This window comes from Anabaena sp. CCY 9910 (genome assembly GCF_963920875.1).
Lineage (GTDB): Bacteria > Cyanobacteriota > Cyanobacteriia > Cyanobacteriales > Nostocaceae > Trichormus > Trichormus variabilis.
Genome location: NZ_CAWUDJ010000039.1, coordinates 23627 through 45162 on the forward strand (window position 1 = coordinate 23627; position 21536 = coordinate 45162).

The 21536-nt window shown below is 39.1% G+C and carries 12 protein-coding genes and 1 pseudogene; 10 read left to right on the plus strand and 3 right to left on the minus strand.

Going from position 1 to position 21536, the window contains the following annotated elements; genetic code table 11:
• Window positions 1-4: 4 nt before the first annotated feature.
• The 3 genes from ACM5QX_RS22900 to ACM5QX_RS22910 form a co-directional block, all read right to left on the minus strand.
• Window positions 5-4897, minus strand: coding sequence for a type I polyketide synthase (locus tag ACM5QX_RS22900; protein WP_414755657.1), 4893 nt, complete (start codon window positions 4895-4897; stop codon window positions 5-7).
• A 557-nt stretch (window positions 4898-5454) separates the two neighbouring features.
• Window positions 5455-5712, minus strand: a complete 258-nt coding sequence (locus ACM5QX_RS22905; protein ID WP_414755658.1) for an acyl carrier protein — start codon at window positions 5710-5712, stop codon at window positions 5455-5457.
• A gap of 136 nt (window positions 5713-5848) precedes the next feature.
• Window positions 5849-6682 carry a helix-turn-helix domain-containing protein gene (locus ACM5QX_RS22910; protein ID WP_414755659.1) on the minus strand — a complete coding sequence of 278 codons (834 nt, stop codon included), beginning with the start codon at window positions 6680-6682 and terminating at the stop codon, window positions 5849-5851.
• Window positions 6683-7871: 1189 nt separating this feature from the next.
• Between ACM5QX_RS22910 and ACM5QX_RS22915 the strand changes: the two genes are divergently transcribed.
• The 10 genes and pseudogenes from ACM5QX_RS22915 to ACM5QX_RS22960 all read left to right on the plus strand — a co-directional run.
• On the plus strand, window positions 7872-8621 hold the full coding sequence (locus ACM5QX_RS22915; RefSeq protein ID WP_414755660.1) for a PEP-CTERM sorting domain-containing protein: 750 nt from the start codon (window positions 7872-7874) through the stop codon (window positions 8619-8621).
• 254 nt (window positions 8622-8875) lie between these two features.
• On the plus strand, window positions 8876-9859 hold the full coding sequence (locus ACM5QX_RS22920; RefSeq protein WP_414755661.1) for a PEP-CTERM sorting domain-containing protein: 984 nt from the start codon (window positions 8876-8878) through the stop codon (window positions 9857-9859).
• Between the two features lie 251 nt (window positions 9860-10110).
• Window positions 10111-11094 carry a PEP-CTERM sorting domain-containing protein gene (locus ACM5QX_RS22925; protein ID WP_414755662.1) on the plus strand — a complete coding sequence of 328 codons (984 nt, stop codon included), beginning with the start codon at window positions 10111-10113 and terminating at the stop codon, window positions 11092-11094.
• Window positions 11095-11325: 231 nt separating this feature from the next.
• Window positions 11326-11664, plus strand: coding sequence for an efflux RND transporter permease subunit (locus tag ACM5QX_RS22930; protein ID WP_414755663.1), 339 nt, complete (start codon window positions 11326-11328; stop codon window positions 11662-11664).
• A gap of 529 nt (window positions 11665-12193) precedes the next feature.
• Window positions 12194-12442 carry a helix-turn-helix domain-containing protein gene (locus ACM5QX_RS22935; protein WP_011321396.1) on the plus strand — a complete coding sequence of 83 codons (249 nt, stop codon included), beginning with the start codon at window positions 12194-12196 and terminating at the stop codon, window positions 12440-12442.
• 155 nt (window positions 12443-12597) lie between these two features.
• Entirely contained in the window at window positions 12598-14328 is a 1731-nt protein-coding gene (locus tag ACM5QX_RS22940) for a VWA domain-containing protein (protein WP_414755664.1), read from the plus strand.
• Window positions 14329-14347: 19 nt separating this feature from the next.
• The gene (locus tag ACM5QX_RS22945) at window positions 14348-17080 is read left to right on the plus strand and encodes a tubulin-like doman-containing protein (protein ID WP_414755665.1); all 2733 of its coding nucleotides are present in this window, start codon (window positions 14348-14350) and stop codon (window positions 17078-17080) included.
• Window positions 17081-17165: 85 nt separating this feature from the next.
• Window positions 17166-20213, plus strand: coding sequence for a hypothetical protein (locus ACM5QX_RS22950; RefSeq protein WP_414755666.1), 3048 nt, complete (start codon window positions 17166-17168; stop codon window positions 20211-20213).
• A gap of 127 nt (window positions 20214-20340) precedes the next feature.
• Window positions 20341-21099, plus strand: coding sequence for a thioesterase II family protein (locus ACM5QX_RS22955; protein WP_414755667.1), 759 nt, complete (start codon window positions 20341-20343; stop codon window positions 21097-21099).
• Between the two features lie 180 nt (window positions 21100-21279).
• Window positions 21280-21490, plus strand: a pseudogene (locus ACM5QX_RS22960) (hypothetical protein); the annotation flags it as partial.
• Window positions 21491-21536: the final 46 nt, after the last annotated feature.

Here is a 21536-nt window from a genome sequence, read left to right on the forward strand (position 1 = left end):
TCCTTTAAGACAGCAATGCTTGTAATTCGGCGAGTTCTTGTTCCATCAGGGCTTCAGTTTCTGCTGTGGATAATCCCTCTAGTTGGGCGATCGTATTTTCTATAACTAGGCTGGCTGGTGACTCCATTGCAGACTCATCACTAGCATCGAGTTGCCAAGTAAACACTTCCCGCATTAAATAACTAACCACATCACCAATAGAGGGGCATTCAAATACCAAAGTTGAGGGTAGAGATACAGCAAGTAAGGCTTCGAGACGATGGCGCAATTGCACAGACATCAGAGAATCCATCCCCATATCGAAAAAGCCCTGCTCAATTTCCGGCACATAAGACCCACTGTGGCCTAATACCTGGGCAACTTCTTGTTGTACTTGGGTGGTGAGTAAAGCAGCTCGTCTATGAAGGGGTGCAGCTGCTAATTTTTGACAAAAATCCTCACCATTGCTGCCATCTTGACTGTCTTGGGTCAATAGCGCCTCTAAAAAAGCTACTCGTCCTTTGGCAGCAACAATCTTCCCAAAAGCCGACCAATTAATGGCTGCTACCATCGTTTGCACCGATGCACTCCCCAACAAACCGCCGAGAACTTGCAGGGCGGCTGTGGGTTCTAAGGGTTCAATCCCCATCCGTTTTAAGCCCACCTCATAACCTTGGGTAGCCATACCTCCCTCAGCCCAAGGCCCCCAATTAATGCTTAAACCTGGTAAACCTAAGGTCTGACGGTGGTAAATTAGCCCATCTAAGAAAGAGTTGGCAGCAGCATAATGAAGTTGACCCCGCGAACCCAGTAGTGCAGACATGGAAGAAAAGCAAACAAAGAAGTCTAAAGATAAGTCCTGGGTGAGTTGGTGGAGATTCCAGGCACCTGTGACTTTAGGCTGAAATACCTTGGCGAAGGTTTCCCAATCCATTTGGGAAATCGAACAATCATTTAATACCCCGGCTGCGTGAATAATTCCGCACAACTTGGGAGAATTTAACTGGATTTGGGCAAACAGTTGAGACATCTGCTGATAATCACTCACATCAGCCGCTACAACTTTGATAGTTGCCCCTTGGTTTTCTAAGGCGCGGATTTTTTGTTGTTTCTCCTCAGACTGATTTAACAGCCCTTGACGACTAGTTAAAACTAAATGACGCGCTCCCTGTTGCACCAACCATTCTGCTAGAGTGAGTCCTAAAGCCCCTAAACCGCCGGTAATTAAATAACTGCCATCACTAATTAAGGGTTGGGGTGTGGGTAATGGGGCGGAAATAGGCATCAAGCGGGCAACATACCGTTTACCATCCCGAAATGCCACCCGGTCTTCTCCAGTTTTTGCAGTCATCTCTGCGATCATGGCAGTTGCCAAAACATCCTGCTTGCCGAAATCAATTAGTCCTCCCCAAAGCTGGGGATATTCTAGGGCTATGACCTGACCCATGCCCCATAACGGGGTTTGGGCAACATTAATTTGATGGCAACTCTGACTTTTCACGGGATCTGGAAAACCCCTATCCAAACCTCTCACGCCAGTTGCTTCAAGTCGGCAAAGCCGCCCAACGCACTGGCTCCCCTGCAAGGAGAGAGGCTTTGATTTCTCCCCCTTCCCTACTAGGGAAGGGGGCTGGGGGGTTAGGTCTGGCGTTAGCTTTTCCACATGACGTGAAAAGTCAGGATGGCAACTGGTAGTGACAGCTTGAGCTTGTTGTGTACCAATCCACAGTTTAGGTGCAATTTTGCTGCTAATTTTAGCTAAGGCTTGTACTAAATACAGCAAACTGTAGCACTGAGTTTGAGAATTATCTAACCCCCATAGATAAACTACTTTGGTTACGGTTTGAGAAATATCCGTTAATAATTTTTGAAAATCATCAGCTTGGTGCGGATTAATTTGATAGTGACTAGATGATAATTTTTGGTAAATCTCACCCGATGAAACTAAAATGCAAGAGTCATTAACTACAGCAGCTAGTTCCTTTCCTACTCCTTTGTTATCACTCAAAATTAACCAAGTTTCAGTCTGAGAGGTTTTATTATCTACAGTTAAAGGACTAAGTTGCCATTCAATTCCATAACGGGCATTACTTAAATCTTGAGTAATTTTTGCTGTAGATTTTCCTGTAGCTAATAATTCTAGTAATTGGGGAATAAATTGTTTAGATTCAGGAGATAACTGGTGATGATTACTTAATTCCTGGGTAAGTTGTTCTGTCTTTCCTGCTACTAATAAATTTAGTAAAGAAGAAGCTGGTTTTGCTTTTTGGAATTGGGGTTGAGATTCACTGACCCAATAAGATTCTCTTTGCCAAGGATAAAGGGGTAAATCCACCATTTGGCAGCCATCAGGATATAATAACTGCCAATTTATTGAATGACCAAGGGTATAAAGTGTCCCCAGACTTTTCAACAGGGTTGCCCGTTCTCCAAAACCCCGTTTTAAAGATGGTAAGACCACCCCATCAACTTCTTGCTTTCTCAAACAGGCATTGATATATCCTGATAATACGGGATGTGGACTAATTTCTACGAATTGGGTGTAGCCCGATTGAATCAAAGCTGTCAAAGCTGGTGCAAAGCAAACTGTGTGGCGGAGGTTCTGACCCCAATAATCACCATTAAATTTCTGACCAGCTTGTTTATCTCCTGTCACGGTAGAGAAAATTGCTAGGCTACCTGTTTGGGGTTGGATGTGTGATAATTTCTCAACTAAAGCCTCAGCAAAGGGATCCATTTGTTGGCTATGGAAGGCATAATTAACGGGTAATTCTTTATAAAAAATATCGGGGTGTTGCTGTTGTAATTGGGTGACAAATGCTTCCAATGCCTGAGACTGTCCAGAAATTACCGTTGCCGTGGGACTATTAATGGCGGCAATTTCCAATTTACCAGCCCAAGCCGCTAATAAGGGTTCAACTTCAGTCACTGGTAATTCCACTGCTAGCATCTTGCCATTACCAGTGGCTTGCTGCATTAACCGTCCCCGGTGACAAATTAAATATATAGCATCTTCTAAACTCAAAACCCCGGCGAAATGGGCAGCAGCCACTTCTCCTAAACTATGTCCTACCACGGCTTTAGGTTCAATTCCCCAAGTACGCCACAAATGGGCTAATCCGACCTGCAAAGCAAACAAGGCAGGTTGAGCAATTTCGGTTTCTTGGAAGCGAGACTGAGACTCAGGAACGACAAACTCTGCTAATAATGACCATTGGGCATACTTTTGAATTAAAGTATCACATTCCTCAATCACAGCCCGAAAAACAGGTTCTTGGGCTAATAATTCCCGTCCCATCGCCCACCACTGGGGGCCTTGTCCAGAAAACACAAAGGCAACTTTGTGTTTGCGTTTTACCTGTTTTATTTGGGTGGTAATATCTGCGGTTGCTAGGGCTTGTAAACAAGATGGTAAGTCTTCTGGAGAATTGACGACAACGGCGCTACGATAGGACTGATGGGTGCGTCTGACACTAGCACTGTAACAAAGATTCTGCACAAATTCTGGAGTCAGTTTTTGTGCGTTAATCAAGTCTTGATACCCTAGCGCTAGGGTTTGCACTGCGGCGGGTGTATGGGCTGATAAAGGTAATAAATGGGGAAGTGTGCCAGTTGGTTGTTCAACAGGGTGGAATGATGAATATCCTTCTAAAATCACGTGGGCATTAGTTCCCGAAAATCCGAAAGAACTAACTCCGGCTTTCGCACCATACTGACTTTTTGGCCAAGGAATGAGACTAGTCTGCACCCGTAAAGGTAACTGATCAAAAGGAATGTAGGGATTAGGTTGATGACAATGCAGGCTGGGAGGAATTTGTTGATATTTGAGGGCAAGAGCCATTTTAATGATGCTAGCAATCCCCGCAGCTGCTTCTAAATGTCCTATATTAGTTTTAACTGCTCCTACCAAACAAGGATGCTCTGGGTCTCGTCCTTCCCCTAAGACTGCACCTATAGCCGTAGCTTCAATCGGATCGCCTAGAGGTGTGCCGGTTCCGTGTAGTTCTACATAACTAATTTCCTGGGGCTGGACTTGTGCTTGTTGCAATGCTTGCCGGATCAAGGCTTCTTGGGCTGGCCCATAGGGAACAGTTAATCCTTTACTGCGACCATCATGGTTAATGGCACTACCCCGGATGACTGCATAGATGGGATCATGATCTGCTAAGGCTTGGGCAAGAGGTTTGAGAATAATACAGCCAGCACCTTCACTCCGCACATAACCATTGGCACTTTCATCAAAGGTTTTACACCGTCCATCTGGGGAAAGGGCTTTAAGTTTACTTAACGCAATATTACCAATGGGAGAAAGAACCAAATTGACTCCAGAGGCGATCGCCATGCTAGACTCTTGATTCCAGATACTTTGGCAAGCTAAATGCACCGCCACCAAAGAGGAGGAACAAGCCGTATCTACAGCTAAACTCGGCCCCCGTAAGTTAAACAGATAGGAAAGACGACCCGCAGCAATATTAATACAGTTTCCGGTGAGATCGTAACCTTGAGGATTGCTATCAAACTCAGGATGGATGCGGCTATAATCATTGGTGGAAATGCCAACAAATACGCCAGTTTTCGAGCCATTCAGTTGTTCGCGGACAATTCCCGCATCTTCTAAAGCTTCCCAAGCCACTTCTAATAACAGCCTTTGTTGGGGATCCATTAATAAGGCTTCTCGCGGAGAAATACCGAAAAAATGGGGATCAAAGCGATCGACTTGGGAAAGAAACCCGCCGTAACGGGAGTTCATTTTCCCTGGAGTTTCTGGATTGCGATCGTAGAACTCATCAATATGCCAACGTTCAGCTGGTATTTCTGTAATCGCATCAACTCCCTGAGACAACAATTGCCAAAATGCTTGCGGGCTATCCGCGCCAGGAAAACGGCAACCAATACCAATAATTGCAATAGGTTCCATCTTAAAAATCCGTGACTCTACATCATGATGAACAGGAGAAATTAAAACTTCTGGCTCCTCACATCCCTTAATCGATTTAGAAATTGATATAAACTTTTTCTGAAAATTCTCACGAGGTTTATGTCAGCCAATAATTGACCTTAGGTTTTTCCTCGCTCTACAACTTCATTAATTAAATTGTTTTGTTTATAGAGTAAATGTCGGGCTTAACAAACACCTACAAAACTATAGGAATCCAATTTGATTATTGTTGACATAGCCTGTGCTTGTGCATAAATATTTAAGTATCTGTAGTGTGTATCATGGTTGTAGTGGGTATTGCCCAACGCCACTGGCGTGACTGCCGGAAAACCCCGAAGTTCTGATGCCTGGGGCGAGCTACCCCAAGGAAGGAAGCCTCCGCTAACGCAATGGCTCCCCTACCTATATTTCAGAAATCAAATATTAGTCCTATAGCTTCAACAATAACAACATCGTAATTGTGAATATAGGTGATAACAATAAATCTATTTTTACTCTAGTAAATTGAGTTATTGATTCCAGAATGATATAGGTAATTAAAGATATAATTCTCCCAAACGTTTGGCTAATTCAGTAATGGTTGGGTAGTTAAAAATTAAAACAGGATTCAAATCTTTACCTAACCATTTTTCTAATCGACCTAGTAAAATTAAAGCTTTACTAGAATCTAGATCATAATTATCAAATGATTCTTCCATATCAATATCATCTGGCTCAACATCGAGTTGTTGAGCAAACTGATCGATTAACCAACTTTGAATATCTTCTACAGAGCAGGGTTGAATAGTTTTCATGTTGTTTAGTAGTTTAGGCTAAAAAAGAGCCAACAAGAAATTTACTTCAGCCAAAATCCTATCTGACTTAATACCTAGTTTATGAATTTTTCTTTCAGTAAACCATAGGTTATTTTTAGGGAAAGATGGATTTTTATTAGTTTATCGTTTGCAAATAGTGATATTTTTGTCTCCAACTTCTGGGTGACAATTTATGATATTGGCTAAAACGACGAGAAAAGTAATAAGCGTCTGTGAAGCCAACAGCCATAGCAATCTCTGTTACTGACTTGTCGCTGTTAATTAATAATGAACGAGCTTCTAGCATTTTTCTTTCGAGAATCCAATCAATAATCGTTAATTGGGTTCGACGCTTAACTAAATTAGTTAAATATGCAGGAGAATAACCGACTGCTTGAGCAACATCATTAAGACTAATGGGTAAGTGATAGTTTTGCTCAATAAACTCAAAGATTGGTCGAAGCTGTACACAATTAGGATAAAAGTCAGCACTGGACAAAGACTTATTAGATGAGTTAGCAGGCTGATTTTCTTGTTCCAGATATAAATCTTGATCACAGGCAATGTCTGGATTATTTGTTGAGAATGTATGGGCTAAAATACAGCCTAAAAGTTCACTTCCATGTTCTAGAAACTTAATAGTGACTTCTATGGATTGATATTGTTGAGAAGAACACACCTTCTTAAAAGTTAAGGAAGTTTGTTGTTTAAGCAATTGCCAGTAATATGACCAACTTGAGGGAAGGAAATCCATCTCTACTTCATCAATGGTCATGTTCAATAATTTCTGTCTAGAATGTCCTAATAAAGAACAGGCAGCATCATTAATGTAGTAAAAGTGTCCTTGATAATCTAAACAAAATATTGCTTCCTTCACTTGATTTATCAAATGCTGGATTAAAGAAACAGATTCAGCTAAGTTTGGTTGAGAATATGTGTTAGTAGAGGAAAGATTTTGGCTGGAAAACATAGTGTTAGTTTTTTGTAATTGATTGATAGTTGTGGCTAGATAGATTTTGAACTTTGGGTGGAAATAACTTTTGTCCAGATTTTCAGGTCGTATATTTGTTGTTTTTATCTACTTATTCAGGATATAAATTACATATCTTTTGTCACTTGTGTAAAACTTCTCGCACTGTTTTTGTAGTCTAATTCAAGTGAGATGCTATCTTCTCTACGTACCAACGACGTGCGCTCAAGCGGATAACTTCTGCTCTGTCTTTCACTTTCTGCGGTACATCTACCATTCTCAGTTCCAGAAGAATTACTCCCTTTCGCTTGTAGGCGAAGATTTGGGGGTTAGGTTTGGGAAAAATTTGTACATAGCGTTAATTTAGTAGCTATGCTTTTTGTTTCACCACGAAATAGGTTATTGGTTTAATATTAAATCCTATTTATAAATAATTTAAGTAGAAATTAATTTATATATATGAAGTGCTTTGTTTAGATTTGTAATTTATAGTTAATAATTTAAATTATTGAACCTTGAACTTATATAACAATAACAAAAATAAGTGATTTATTTTTGTATTTCGATAAAAAATAAATCATAAAAACTGCAAACAAGACAATTTTGAAACCATACTAATTTGCCAATCAAGACGTTTTAAAGACCTGCCTGAGTATTGGTATCTATTAATACAAACTAAAATTGTAGAGATGGCAATGGTGATGACTGAGTAAGTCGCGGAAAAATTTATACGTAGGTAACGAACAATTAAGCGGAATAAATTGAGTTAAATATGATACATCGTATACGGCAGTTACCTTTTTCTCCTTTGTTTTGAACTTCCTTCATCACAGCATGAGGCTTGGGTCTAACTCTACATAAAAAATCTCCATTTCTGGCAGAAAATAATCCATTGTATGAGCATTCAAAAAAAAGTAACCTCAAGTTACCAATGATAAATATTGTAGGAAATCTACATCGTACGTAAGTCAATAAAGTGCAGTTAAGGCTCAAAACTTATACCAATTTGAGAAAAGACTGCGACAGATACATATGGACATACCTTGATTCTGTTCGGCTTTTTGAATTTTGAATTGGTATTAGACTGGTGTTGCGTTGAGGAACGCAGCCCAACATCCTCAAGACTTTGTTGGGTTCCGCTATTGCTATACCCAACCTACCATTCTCTTAACTTAATCGGAATTTACGGATGAGCATAAAATATTTGACGGCTGTGTTGGGATTAACTTCTGCAATTGCTCTAAATACAGTTCTTCCTGTTCATGCTGAACCTCAAGTGTACTTAGAAGTTGGGGGTCGAGAAAGTCTCGAATTAAATCCTGATACCCTCGATATTTTAAAAGATATCGGATTAACTTTTCTGAGTAGTGAGAATACCGCACTTCCTGCTCCAGGTTTTTCCATTGGGTCTGCTTTACTACCCCCTAGTTCTGTTCCTGGAGTTCGTGGAACAACATTCACTTTCCTCTATGAAGATGATTCTCTCCTCTACGTCCCTTTGGGTGGAACCGAAGAATTTTCAGGAAGTTTTGCCTTTAGTGTCGATACCAGCAAGCTCACTGGACTGGGGAGTGAATTAAGAATTGGTAACTTTTCTAATGCTTTTGATGAAACCTTTAACTTCTTTATTACCGATACATTAACCACTAATTTACGAATTTTAGATGTCACCTCATCAGGAGTTCCCAAGGTTGATCTTAATTCCCGGACTTGGGAACTTGAAGGTCTTGAACTATTCTTTTCTCAAGAATTTAGTACTTTCTTGGAAAGGGCTGGCGCAACTCGGTCTGTGGTTGGTTTGAAATTTGCTGATGCTAAGGGCGATCGCTCTTTTGTACCGGTCTCAGTTCCTGAATCTAGTACTGTCATTCCCCTATTCATTTCTATTTCAGTTCTTGGTGCAATCAATTTCAAAAATCGCTTTCAAAAACTCAACTAAGTACAATTTTCCACAAGTTTGTAGCGTGATTGAGTCACTGTAACCCTTGCTATATAAAGAAAATCTCAATTTGCTATGAACGTGTGTAACCTACATTTCTCACCAACTTCAGGCCTTTGATAGAGCAGAGGGGTGGAGGGGAAAGAACTTTTACAAGAACTCTCCCCTACACAAGCGCAGGCGTTGAGAGGTGTGGTGAGAAATTCGAGGTAAGAGTGTACTAAGCCAACGAAAAAACCACGAGAAATAATCCCATGTCTAAGTTACATACATTTTTACGAGCCAACATAATAATAGCTGCCACAGTGTTAATGCCCATCACGGCTCAAGCAGCTTCCTTTGATTATGATCAACTGACACTTTTTTCAACAAGACCAATTGACTCTAATTATGTTTTGAGTTTTTTTGGAGATGTGTCTAATAATGAAGGATATACTCTGATCAATAATGCTAGTTCTACTGCTCCAGATAGCGGCCATGTCAGTACAGCTAAGAATGCGCTTCCTGGGAACTCAGCGTATTACACAACAGGTCGTGATGCAAGCCCTGATTCGGCTACTGCTGGTGGACGTTCAGCAACACTAGAAAGTGTGATGGGGTTCCCTAACTTTTTTAAGTATTTAGAAGATAACAATATTTCTCTGAGTACTATTGGCTATAGTTATGGGCAAAAAGCTGGTCTCGATTATAGAAAAACTCTCAATTTAGGAAAAGACGAGCTAGGAAAGGATTGGTGGGCTACGCCAGATTCACCCATCGAGCAAAGAATATATCGGGCTAACCCAGGTGATACCAAAAGTTTTATCACCTTTGGGACTACTCCGATCATTACGTATAACAATTCACCTATATATTTTGCAGTCGATAACGGTGATACACCAGACTTCACTGATAATTTCAATGTCTTTTTGGGCGATCCAAAAAAACCTAATAAAGTAACTGGTTTAAGCCCTCTAGAATCAGGTCTAGCTGATGCCTTTTTAAAGGATGTTGCTGCTGCTGGTGGACTGATCCAAGAAGTCTCAGAAGATATTCTGAAACCAGATCAGGTGCAGACTTCCTTGGTTCAGATCGACGGTGAGACTTATGATATTACCTATATTGGCTTTCCTATAACTATAAGAGCAGTGCAGGGAAGTGTCAGTGTACCTGAACCATCAACTACTTTAGGTTTCATGTTATTGGTAGGAGGTGGCGTTGTTACCCAAATAAAACGACACAAAAGAAGTGTTCAATAAAGATTTTTCATGAAAATTGATCAATAGAACTTGATTTTATCAATTCCTCAGTAGGTTATAAAGAATCAGCGAATTTAGCTAAAGATTCTCCATTTCTCTGAGGAATTTCTGTTTTATAGTAAATTTTAGGAATGAATTCCTTCTAGGAATACTGAAAATTAAACTATTTGTGAAATAAAGTCTTAGCCCATTTGATTGTTAAAAATCAAAAAATATTCCCACATCATCATTTGGAGTCAAACAACTAATCTATGCGAACCCAATACCTTTCTATATTACTTGGGATGACTGCCACCGCAACCGCAACTATGCTATCCGCAGTACCAGCTCGTGCTGCAAGTCTGACTTGCGAAGCTGGCAATATATTCGATTATAGTTCAGTCCAATTTATCAAAACTCGACCACTTTCATCTAATAACTGTCTACGGTTATTTGGAGAGCGCGTGGGTGCGACAGATCCCGACCCTCAAGGATTTGTCGCATATGGATTCGCACATATAGAAATGAGTCTCAATTCTCCTAATAATCCTGCTCCCTATTATGCTGCGGGAATAGACTTTAGCCCTGAAAATCTACCAGGGGCAAGACAAGCAGCCACTCTACTTGATGACATTACAGGTTTTGGCAATTTTGCGACCTTCTTAACTAGTAATAATATTACGGCTGATCGGATTGGATTTAGTTTTGGTGCCAAAGATAGGGACTTTACCAAAGCTTTGAATTTAGGAGAGGATATCAATGGAAAAAACTATTTTTCTTCTCCTAATTCCACATTAGAAGAGCGTATCTATTCGGCTAATCCTGACGAAGTAGAAAGTTTTCTTGTGCTAGATGGTAACAAATTTATCACCTTTGGCTATAGCGATATTTATTCATTTTTGGAATATGGCGCAACCCGCGAGCCTGACGATGACACAGAAGCTATTATTAGTAACCCCTTTAATGCGTTTAAAGTTGCGGGACTTAATGGCTTAAGTAATGGTTTAGCTGATGCGTTTTTAGCAGATTTAAGAGGGAATAAAATCCAATTGGTGAGTGAAGATGCTGGTGTTGTTCCTGATTTCGTATCTGTCTCCGACCCTTTCGGTCCTCTAGATCCCATTGTCTCGATTCGTTTTCCAGTTCAATTAAGAATTGTGAATGTTCCTGAACCTTCTATAACCATTGGCTTTTTGGGGCTTGGTTTACTAGCTTTTGGCTCTCGGCTCAAAAATAAAAATCGTCATCGTTGTTAAATTCATCCTGGGGCAATATTTCTTGCGTAATTAAGACCCAAGGAGATGATAGTGATAATGACCTTCAAATACTGCTTTAGGAAAGAAAATAGTTGATATGCAAGATACCAATCCTGCTTCGTGTTCATCATCGGAAGAAACTTTAGAGATTGTTGCCTCCTCTGTTGAACAAAATAAAACTCCTAAAAAATTAAAAAGGGAATTTTAGATCCCCCCAGAGAATTAGCTTTAGTGAATGGTCGTCGAGCGATCGCCATCTCTGCGTTTGTTGAATCACAACAACGTTTGGATGCTTGGGCAGCGATCGCCAACACAACCTTGAAGAAATTTCAGCAACAATTACCAAAGGGCATTGGTCTGCAAATACTATTTGACCAAAGTCATTACGTAGAACAGCGTCTCAACGAAGTGTTAATGAATTTAATCACTGGAGCTGTTTTGGTGGTTGGCATTACCCTATTCATGATGGGCTGGAAGTCTTCGTTAATTGTTGGTTCTGCTTTACCTCTGTCTGTTTTCATGGTCTTTGCTAGCATGAAGCTTTTAGGGGTGCCACTACATCAAAATTAGTTTATAGTTAGGACTTACGCATGAACACGCAAGATCAAGGCTTTGGACACTTAGAAACCCAGTATAAAATTTTTTCTTAAGATATTTGCTTGATGGAAGCGATCGCCTAATCTAAGTCTTGACTCATCTCATCATTAATTGTGCTGAGTAGTAGCTTATATGATAATCATTAATGAGTTGGGAATGAGTAGATTTATCACTAATCAAATAGGCAACATAAAAAATGTTAGTTTCTTGCTAGACATTGATGATAATGGATCACAGGATATATGCTTCATGTCATAGTAACTTCTTGGGCAAGAATTTATAATTTAATTTTTATTTTTTATATTGCTATGATTACGTACACATAAGGCATTTGATATAGGAAATATTGCCAAGAAAATATTAACAATATTTATAAATATTATTTAAACTTACGCAAATACACTGAACATTATGGATACGTGACATTCCTAAATTATCTAGTTAATATATAACTTGATATATCACTTATTACATTCCTCCAGTTAATGGGTTAGGAAGTCGAATGTCTCGCCAAAAGAAAATAATATTTGAACAACCAAAAATTGGTCAGTTCATTCAAGAAATTAGGCTGGTTATGGGTTTAACCCAAGAAGAATTTGCAGTAATTCTTGGTGTAACTTTTCCGACTGTAAACCGTTGGGAAAATGGGCATACTAAGCCTTCAAAACTCGCTATTCAACAAATAGAAGCTTTGTTAGATAAGCTTGGTAAAGATGGTCAAAATATTTTGGCTAAATATCACTCAACATAGCTCTATTGTCCATTAATTTCTAGAAAAAGTCATAAATTTATGACTGGAGACATCTATCCATGAATTTTAACTACTTGAGATATTTTTTGCAATTTACTTCAATACCCAGTATTTGTCTCTTGTTGATATTGTCAATTTCTCAATTTTCTAAAGTATTGGCTCAAAATCCTAAAGGTGGAATTGACTGGATTGTAGTAGTAGATACTTCTGCTTCCATGCGTGGTGTCGGTGGTACAAGAAATATCTTTGCTCAAGTCAAGAATTCTATTAATGAATTTGTCAACACTGCCAAATTAGGGGATACAGTTACTATTTATAACTTTGATAGTGATGTAACTTTGCAAGCCCAAGAAATTCCTATTGTCAGCAATCCAGATCGGGGTAAGCTCAAACAAATTATTAACAACCTCAAAGCTGATGGTGTGCGTACTCACACAGGTAAGGCAGTACAACAAGCGCTCTCTACTTCTGCCAAATTAAATCAACGTCCTAATACTGCGGATAGGACTGTGAGTATAGTTTTTTTAACAGATGGATTGGAAGATGTCCAAGGTATTCCTAATCCTGTACCGATTCCTCAAAGTACGCAACTTTTACGCGAACAAGAATGTAAACCTTATGTATTTTTCGTATCTTTAGGATTGAAAGAACACGAAAAACAATTAAATGAATTTGCTAATAATCCAGCACTTTGTGGCAAAGGAAGGGTCTTACGTGACCCTGGAGGAGTGCAATTAAACAAGTTGGCTCAAAATATTAGACCAACACTAATTCAACCTCAGATTGATTTTAGTTTATCTACTGTTGATTTGCCGCCCGTATTGCCAGGGACAACGACAAAAGCGCTAAATATTAATAGCATTAGCAATGTCAATGCTAAGGTTAGTTTGCAACTAGAAGACCTAGAAAAAAGTGGTATCAGCCTAGTCTCACCAAAGATAATTAATTTAGCTGCCAATAAACAACAAGTTATTCCTATTAGTTTACAAATCCCCGTAAATGCACAGGGAGGTAATCGGAAACTGCGCTTATTATTGACGGCAACAGATAAAGCTATTTCTCCACAAACTATTGATTTATCTGTCACGATTAAACCGCAATTGTCAGTGCAACCAAGTAGCTTTAACTTTGGTTCTGTAGAATCAGGAAAAACTAGCCAAACGCAAACGTTAATAGTTAGTAGCAGCATATCTGGAACAGCTAGCTTACAACTGCAAGGCAAGACTAAAGATATTTCTTTAAAAGAGCCTTCAACATCTGTATCTTTGGCAGTCGGAGAAACTAAAATACCTATACAGATTGAGGTGGCTGATAATAGTTTTGATGGTAAGCGTAAATTCAATATAGTTGTTACTCCAGATAACCCGCTTACTAGTCCCCTCAGTGCGGAAGTTCAGATGCAAATCTTGATGCCATTGGGACGAAAAATCGTTATTTGGTCGCTATTGATATTACTGCTTTTCTTAATTACCTTAAGCATAATTTGCTTGATTCAACGTAAAACTCCTTGGGAATTAGCCCAAGAGATTGGCACTCGCAACCATCTAGAAGGGGAACTAGAACTATTAGAACCAGCCCCAATATCACCGGAAGAACAATATATCAGCCTTACCCACCAGCATAAGCAAAAAGTTAACTTGAGTGTATTAGTTCCAGCGATCGCCTCTACAAATAGTGATGCAGAATTAGTCATCAATTGGCAATCTGGGAAAAAATATGTATATATACGGAGTTTAAGCGGTATTACTTTTGTCAATAATGAAAAGATAACTACATATCAACTTTACGATGAAGACACAATCCAGGTTGATAACGTAAAGCTGCGATTTAACTGGATTGGCAATCAACGGCCCTATGAACAAAACAGTGGGCTGACAGATTTTTAAAAAAATTAGAGGAAATTAAATGTCACGTCCTACAGTTGTTTTTCGCCCTACTGTTGTCATCGGTTTAGGTGGTACGGGTTATGAAGTTACACTCAAGTTGAAAAAGCGATTCATAGATGTTTACGGTTACGTACCAGAAATTATTCGCTTTCTTTCTATCGATACCACTGAAAATATTCAAAGCCGGGAAAAATCACCTGATGGTACTAAGGTTATCTTAGAACCTAATGAACTTTATGCGATTTCCGTCGCCAATCCATTACCATTAATACGCAACGATCACATTGATGAATGGTGGCCTAGAAATATTCCCACATCCAGTTTGATTAGTGGTGCAGGTCAGATTCGCGCCCGTGGAAGGTTGGCTTTTTTTGCAAAAGTAGGCGATATCAACGGTTTAATCAATCAGGCGATTAATACTGTCAGGGAAATTCGCAGTAGTAAACAAGCATTCTCAGATAACTTTCAAGTATCTAATCGTGATGGTGTGGAAGTTTTTATTATTGGTAGTTTAGCTGGGGGAACGGGTAGCGGTACTTTTTTAGATGTGGCATTTTTAGCTCGACAATATCTTAATAGCTTTTCCAATATTACAGGACTATTTGTTTTACCTAGAGTGTTTGCTAATCTTCCCCAAACTCATCTAGTCAAATCCAATGCTTATGGTGCGCTGAAGGAGATTGAACACTTTTGGAATTTGTCACCATCGAATCCCTTAGAGATTGATTATGGTATTACCAAAGTCAAAGCCGATCGCCCTCCTTTTGATGCAGTATTTTTGATGGATGGTATGAACAAAAATGGTACTGTAGTCAGCCGTCCTAATGACCTACAAAACTTAATTGCTGATGGTTTGTATATTCAAATTGGCTCCCAAATTGGTCTAGATGCTGCCAACGTTGCTGATAATATTCGGGCTTATTTGGCTACTGGTGAAAAAGTCCGAGGAAGGAATATAAATTATTGTAGTTTTGGTTTTGCTACCTTGACTTTGCCAGTACAGCAGTATGAGCGAATGAAACTAGAAGATACGCAGAACTTATTGAAAAATGAGTTGATGGCTACGACTGCAAATATTGATGTAGACAGCGAAATTGAGCGTTTTTTACAAGACTGCAAATTAGGAGAAGCGACGACTGTATTAGATAGTTTGACAGAGAGCGATCGCGGTGGACAAATCAAACCAGAATTCCGCATCGGAGAAATGAAATATGACCGCACATCTTTACCGACGATTAAAGAACTGTACAAGCGCCAGTTAGATCAAATGGAGCAACGGACGGCTAAAGATTTGGCGATGAATTTTCATCGTTTGGAAAAGGCAGCAACAGCTACTATTTTGGACTGGTTAGAGAGGAGTCTGAACCGTCCCAATGGTTTAGCTTCTACCCTACAATTCGTGAATATTCTTTATCAAAAGATAGATGAGTTACAACAAAATGTGCAGCGCAAATCCAAAGAAGCACAATCTAATTTTTCCACTTTAAAATTAGAACCCCAAGAAGAAAAAATTAAAGAAGCCTCCGAAGCTTGGTTTACTAATAAGAATACTATTCAAGCAGCTTGTCAGAGATATAAAGAACGGGCTGACCAAAAGTGGCGGATATACCTACATTGGAAACGCTGTGATAAAGCAGCAGAACTCTGCGGAATGCTGCGAAATAAGATCGAAAAAATTCAAGAACAATGTCAACGCATACACAGCAACCTAGATAAAGTTTATCGAGATGTAGAACAAAATTACGCCGAAGTTAGCCGCCAAGGCAATTCTGATAATCCGTTTATTCATACCATTCAGCGCGTTGATTTAGAATCGAAACGCCCCAAAGTCAGTGGCGAGGATTTCATCCGTTGGTATCGAGAAAAGTCTCAAAGTTTAACTAATTGGTCTGAGAAAAAAGCGGAAGATGTGAAGGACGAAATCTTAGCCTTTATGGAAGAAACTTATCGTCCACTCACTAGTATGAACGTTGAGCAAGTATTAGCCGATGGTAACCCGGAAGATGCAGGAGAGGATTTACAACAACTTGGTAAACTTGCAGTTCCTTTGTGGCAATATCAAGATTCGGAAATTCCAGCCAAACAGCAACACGTCATTACAGAATTTTATTACTACGGAGTCGAAAGTAACAATACTATTTTTAGTAATCCACCCCTTTCTAATCGTCTACCTAAAGGCAAAGGAAATGTTTCTTTTGTACCTACAGGCGAACCCCATAAACTCACACTGTTTCGTATAGAAATAGGTGTACCTTTGTTTACCCTGAATGGGATGAAGGATATGGAGTTAGCTTATCTAGATCCAGATAAAGTCTTCAAACATCTACACCGTAATTGGACAAACTTAGCAAATTTGATTCCTCCAGAAGATGATGGTGGGGCATTACGTTGGTTTGCTTTAGCTTTAGCGCCCAATCCATATTCTTTAATTGTCAATCAAAAGCGGCAATACTTTGTACATACAGACCAAGCAAGAAAATTAGAAGATGGCATATTGCTATTGGGTGATGACCGCAGATCAGCATTTAAAGCCTTCAAAAATAATGTTTCTTTAGTTAAAGAAATTGCTCAGAAAGTTGATGAAATTACCCACGAAGACAAAGAAAAAGCGAGATTTTCTCTGGAAAGCCATATTAAGCAAATCAACGAGCTGATAAAGAATAATAAAGTCAGTTTACCAATTAAAGAACAGGTGGAACTAGAAATTCAAGAAATTGATTCCTACCTAGAAGATTTGGATGTGATTAGTTAATACATAGTGGTTTAAATCAAGCAAATATTTTCAGTTTTTCTCAGCCAAAATCAGCATTTAGAATTCCCATAGCGGTACTAGTCTCATGCCAAAACCAACTATTTTACTTGCACTCGATCCCCACAGTACCGCTTTATGTGCAGCTATCAAGCGGCAACTCGCACAACTTCCCAGCGCCCAAAGTCGGTTAATTCAGGCTTACACCCTGACTTGGGATGGTCAAACTTTTGGGTTTAGTAACGAGTTAGATCAGTTTGCTGATGCGAGTTTTGACCTGGCTTTGACAAACGCCAGACAAGCTTCTGTATCCCAATTAAGTAACCACTTCCAACAAGCGGCAAAGGATTTACAAACAACTTTAATTGATTTAATTAAATCAGTTAACCAATCTCCAGAAGCGATCGCCGCAAAAAATGCTGGAGTTGATATCAGTTCTTGGTATAGAATATACATCATGTTCTCCGCCAATGACCATCGGGCGCGAGAACTAGTATTTGAACTATCCCGCTTAATTCATTGGCTATTTAATGTCTACTTTGCCGATGTTCCCCATAGTTTAGAAGCTTTCATACTCTTACCAGGATTATTCGCCCAAGCGAGAACTGAAGATTATAGTGCAGCTTATCAACTCCTGAAGCAATTAGACGACAAAATGACTAAAGGAGTTGTCATTAGGGGTACTCAAAAAAGACCCCCTTTTGATAATTGTTGGCTGATTGACGAACGAATTGGGGAACTAGGAGTTAATTTAGATAGTTATGCTGACGCTTTTGCTGGTTTATTAACTGTTGAAGCCGAAACAGGCGGATTGTTAATTGGGGCGCATACAGTCCGGGGAAAACTTCCCGCTTACAGTTCATTCGGCTATGGGGAGTTATTTTTTCCCGCAGACATAGTTATAGACCGTTTGAGTACAGCCTTAGCAGGCGATATTATCACCCAGGAATTTCTCCCCCCAGCAAAACTAACTCCCGAAGCCAATCGCCAATTACTATTAGATGCGAAAGAATTTGTCCTCAGCGAAGATTATCATGATGCTTTGCAGCAATTAGAAAGAGACAATGGTAAACCAGTTTGGCAAGATTTTAGCCCCCGTCTTGATCTTCGTCCTGGTCAGACTCAAGAATATGGAATGGAATTGCAACGTGCTTATCAGCAATTTGAAAATAAAGAACTGATTTCATATAAGCGCACACTAGAAAGTTGCGGAAAACAAGCACAAATCGCCTTAAGCAAACTTTTAGATAGAAAAATTAATCAATATGCGGATGCTGCAACTAGTGGCTTACATGAAGCTGTTAGACTATTCAATGTTTTGAATAATCCTTATTTGGAATTGCAAACAGAGTCTATTAGCGATCGCCCAGAAAATCTGATTACAGAACTACGTGCCGCCGAAGCATTTTTAGATACTCGATTGCAAATAAAAATTAATCAAGAAAATAGCCAAAAGCTACTCAATCAATTTTTCACTCTCAAATCCCAAAGACAACAATTGCAAGACACGGCGGCTACAACTAATTCAGACGCACTTACCCAAGAGTTACAGAAAATTCAAGAACAACTAAGAGTGGTAGTTGCTGATTATCACCAAGCTATAAATGCAGAACTTGAACAAACTAGACAAACTCGCTTATTAGTAATTGAAGATGCCCGTTTCAAAGCACAAACAGAAATTAGTCAAACGCAAAAACAACTAAATTATTTAGAAAACCAATATGAAATAGCTACAGACCAATTAAATGAATTGATAGCAGAAGAAAACCGTTTTCGTTATCTGTATCTCATCGTTTTCCCTGCTGTCTTTGCTATTGTCTTAATTGGTATATTGTTGCTCACTGGGCTTTTTAGCCAATCAACCCTATGGGTATTATTACAACAAATAGGGGTTAACTTATTTAATTACCTACTTTGGGGTTTAGTTAGTATACTCGGTTACTTGGGTATTGTTTGGCTCAAGTATAGTACAAGCATCCGCGATCGCATTCAAAAAGCTCAAAAACAAATCAAACGCCTAGAAAGTAGTTTAAAAGCTACTGGCGTGGAATTACGCCGCAACTATAATGAGCAATTAAAGTTAGAATATGACCTCTACGCTCAAAATATCCGCGTTGAAGTAGCCAATCATTTAATTAAAATATCTAAACAGAAGACCGAGATTTTACGGCAAAGCTTATCTAACTTCTCTCAGTTATATGAGATTTTAATCGCTCAACATGATAAAGCATCAACAAATTATTCAGAAACTAGATTAGCTGTTTTGACCAATTCAGATATTGATATTTATTATCATCAAAATATTCTCAAAACTCTCCCAATCAATAAATTCACTAAAGAAGAAGTTAGTCGTTCTCAAGCATGGCAAATTTCCGCTACAGAATTTCAGAACAAACTGGGTTTATTTGCCAGAAAGCAGTTTGAACATTTAAGTAAGTTATCCATTGGAGATGTTTTAAAATCAGATTTGATCGCAGAAAATACAGCTAGTATTAGATTAAACCAACTTTATAACAGTGCGAAGCTCTTGTTGCGTCTTCAAGATACCGATGCTCACTTAAACCCAAATTCTCAACCAGAAATTACACTTTGGGTAGGAGCAAAAGATAAAGAAGAAATACTCCGACTTTATAGCCGCTTTAGCCGTACTGTAACTCCCTTTGTTGCGGAAGATGAAAGTAGTCTGTGCGTTTTGGTACGTTCTTTAGGTTTTCCGGTTTACTTTCTCAGCCAAATAGAGTTTTATCGAGACTGTTATGAACGTACTCAGAAAGGAGAAGAGGAAAATATTCCTGATTTAATACCCGAAGAAATTAGTTCCAGTAGAGAATTAATCTCGGCTTATGATACCTTATTGCTGGCGATCGCTCTGGAATTATTGTCTCAAGATGCACATGGAAATTATCAGTTCAAAGGTCAATTACTCGGTAAAGAACGAGAAAAAATTGCCTCAGACTTGACAAATGAGTTCAACTATCAAGAACTATATGGAGAACTTAAAGAACGTATAGAAACCTTTGAACAAGATTTAATTTACCAACAATTAGAAAAATCAGAACAATCTGCCCAAGTTTTAACCCATTACGAACGCAAGCGTTTAAATCATCTATTGTCAAAGTATAGTCCTCTAAATTAGTAGTTAGTTAACCCAAAATAGACAGGCTCAGGTAAGCATCATAAATAATTTCCCACTTTCTATTTGCAGAGAGGTTTAACTTCTCTACAATAATTTTATTGAGAAAAATCTGGGATAATTCAACGTGATGAAGACCAATACATCCAGTTACAACTCTTGGGTGATTTGTCCCAAGCCAAATCCTGTAGCGGCTTCGCGTTTATTTTGCTTTCCTTATGCGGGTGGTAGTTCTTTTATTTTTCGCACTTGGCCAAATTATCTACCTGCATCTGTAGAGGTTTGTGCTATTGAACTTCCTGGACGAGGAAGACAGATACAGTTAGCGCCTCTTCAGAAAATGGAACCGCTTGTGGATGCGATCACCTCCGCTATCTACCCATATTTAGACAAGCCCTTTGCCTTCCTGGGGCATAGCATGGGCGGCTTGGTCAGTTTTGAAGTAGCGCGTTTCCTGCAAAAACAGTATGATATTCATCCGGTTCACTTGTTCATATCCGGTCGTCGCCCACCCCACATTCCCAACTTACATCCACCTATTCATAATCTACCCGAACCAGCTTTTATAGAAGAACTACGCCATCTCAACGGTACACCATCAACCGTATTAGAAAATTCAGAACTAATGCAGCTATTTTTGCCGATTTTACGGGCTGATTTTGCAGTTTTAGAAACTTATATTTATACTCCTGAATTACCTTTAGAATGTCCCATTACAGTTTTTGGAGGATTACAAGATTCAGAAGTTAGTGGTGATGAATTGCAAGCATGGCGAGAACAAACAAAGGCTGACTTTAACTTACATATGTTCCCCGGCGACCACTTTTTTCTGCACTCTGCTCAATCTCTTGTACTTGAACAATTGGCTAAGTATTTGTCTGGAATTTAGGGGTATAGGGGTGTGGGGGTATAAATGTTGGTTGGAAACTCCCTGTGGATTTAGATAAACGGAATATTAGATATACCATTGAAGAAGAATCCAGAAGTCAGAATTCAGGAATCAGAATCAATTCGTGGGGGATTCAGACCCGCCACTAATTGTAGACCGCTAAATTTTTAATTTAGCGGGGCAGTAATTGAATCGGTCAATGATCATCTCAAAAATATCTGTCAAATTGTTCGCGAAGCGTTGCCGAGGGCTATACTCTCGTCATCTTAGTCTATTTAACTTTTTGGTTAATTTGATGGCTGGTTTAGCTGCTTATACCTATTTGCCTAAAAAACCTTCCATTGATATTTACCCAAAAGACTTATCTGCACTACCTCCTGCCATTTTTTAGTTCCATCGAACTCACGTTAATTTATGTTTTGGTATTCCCTAAACAA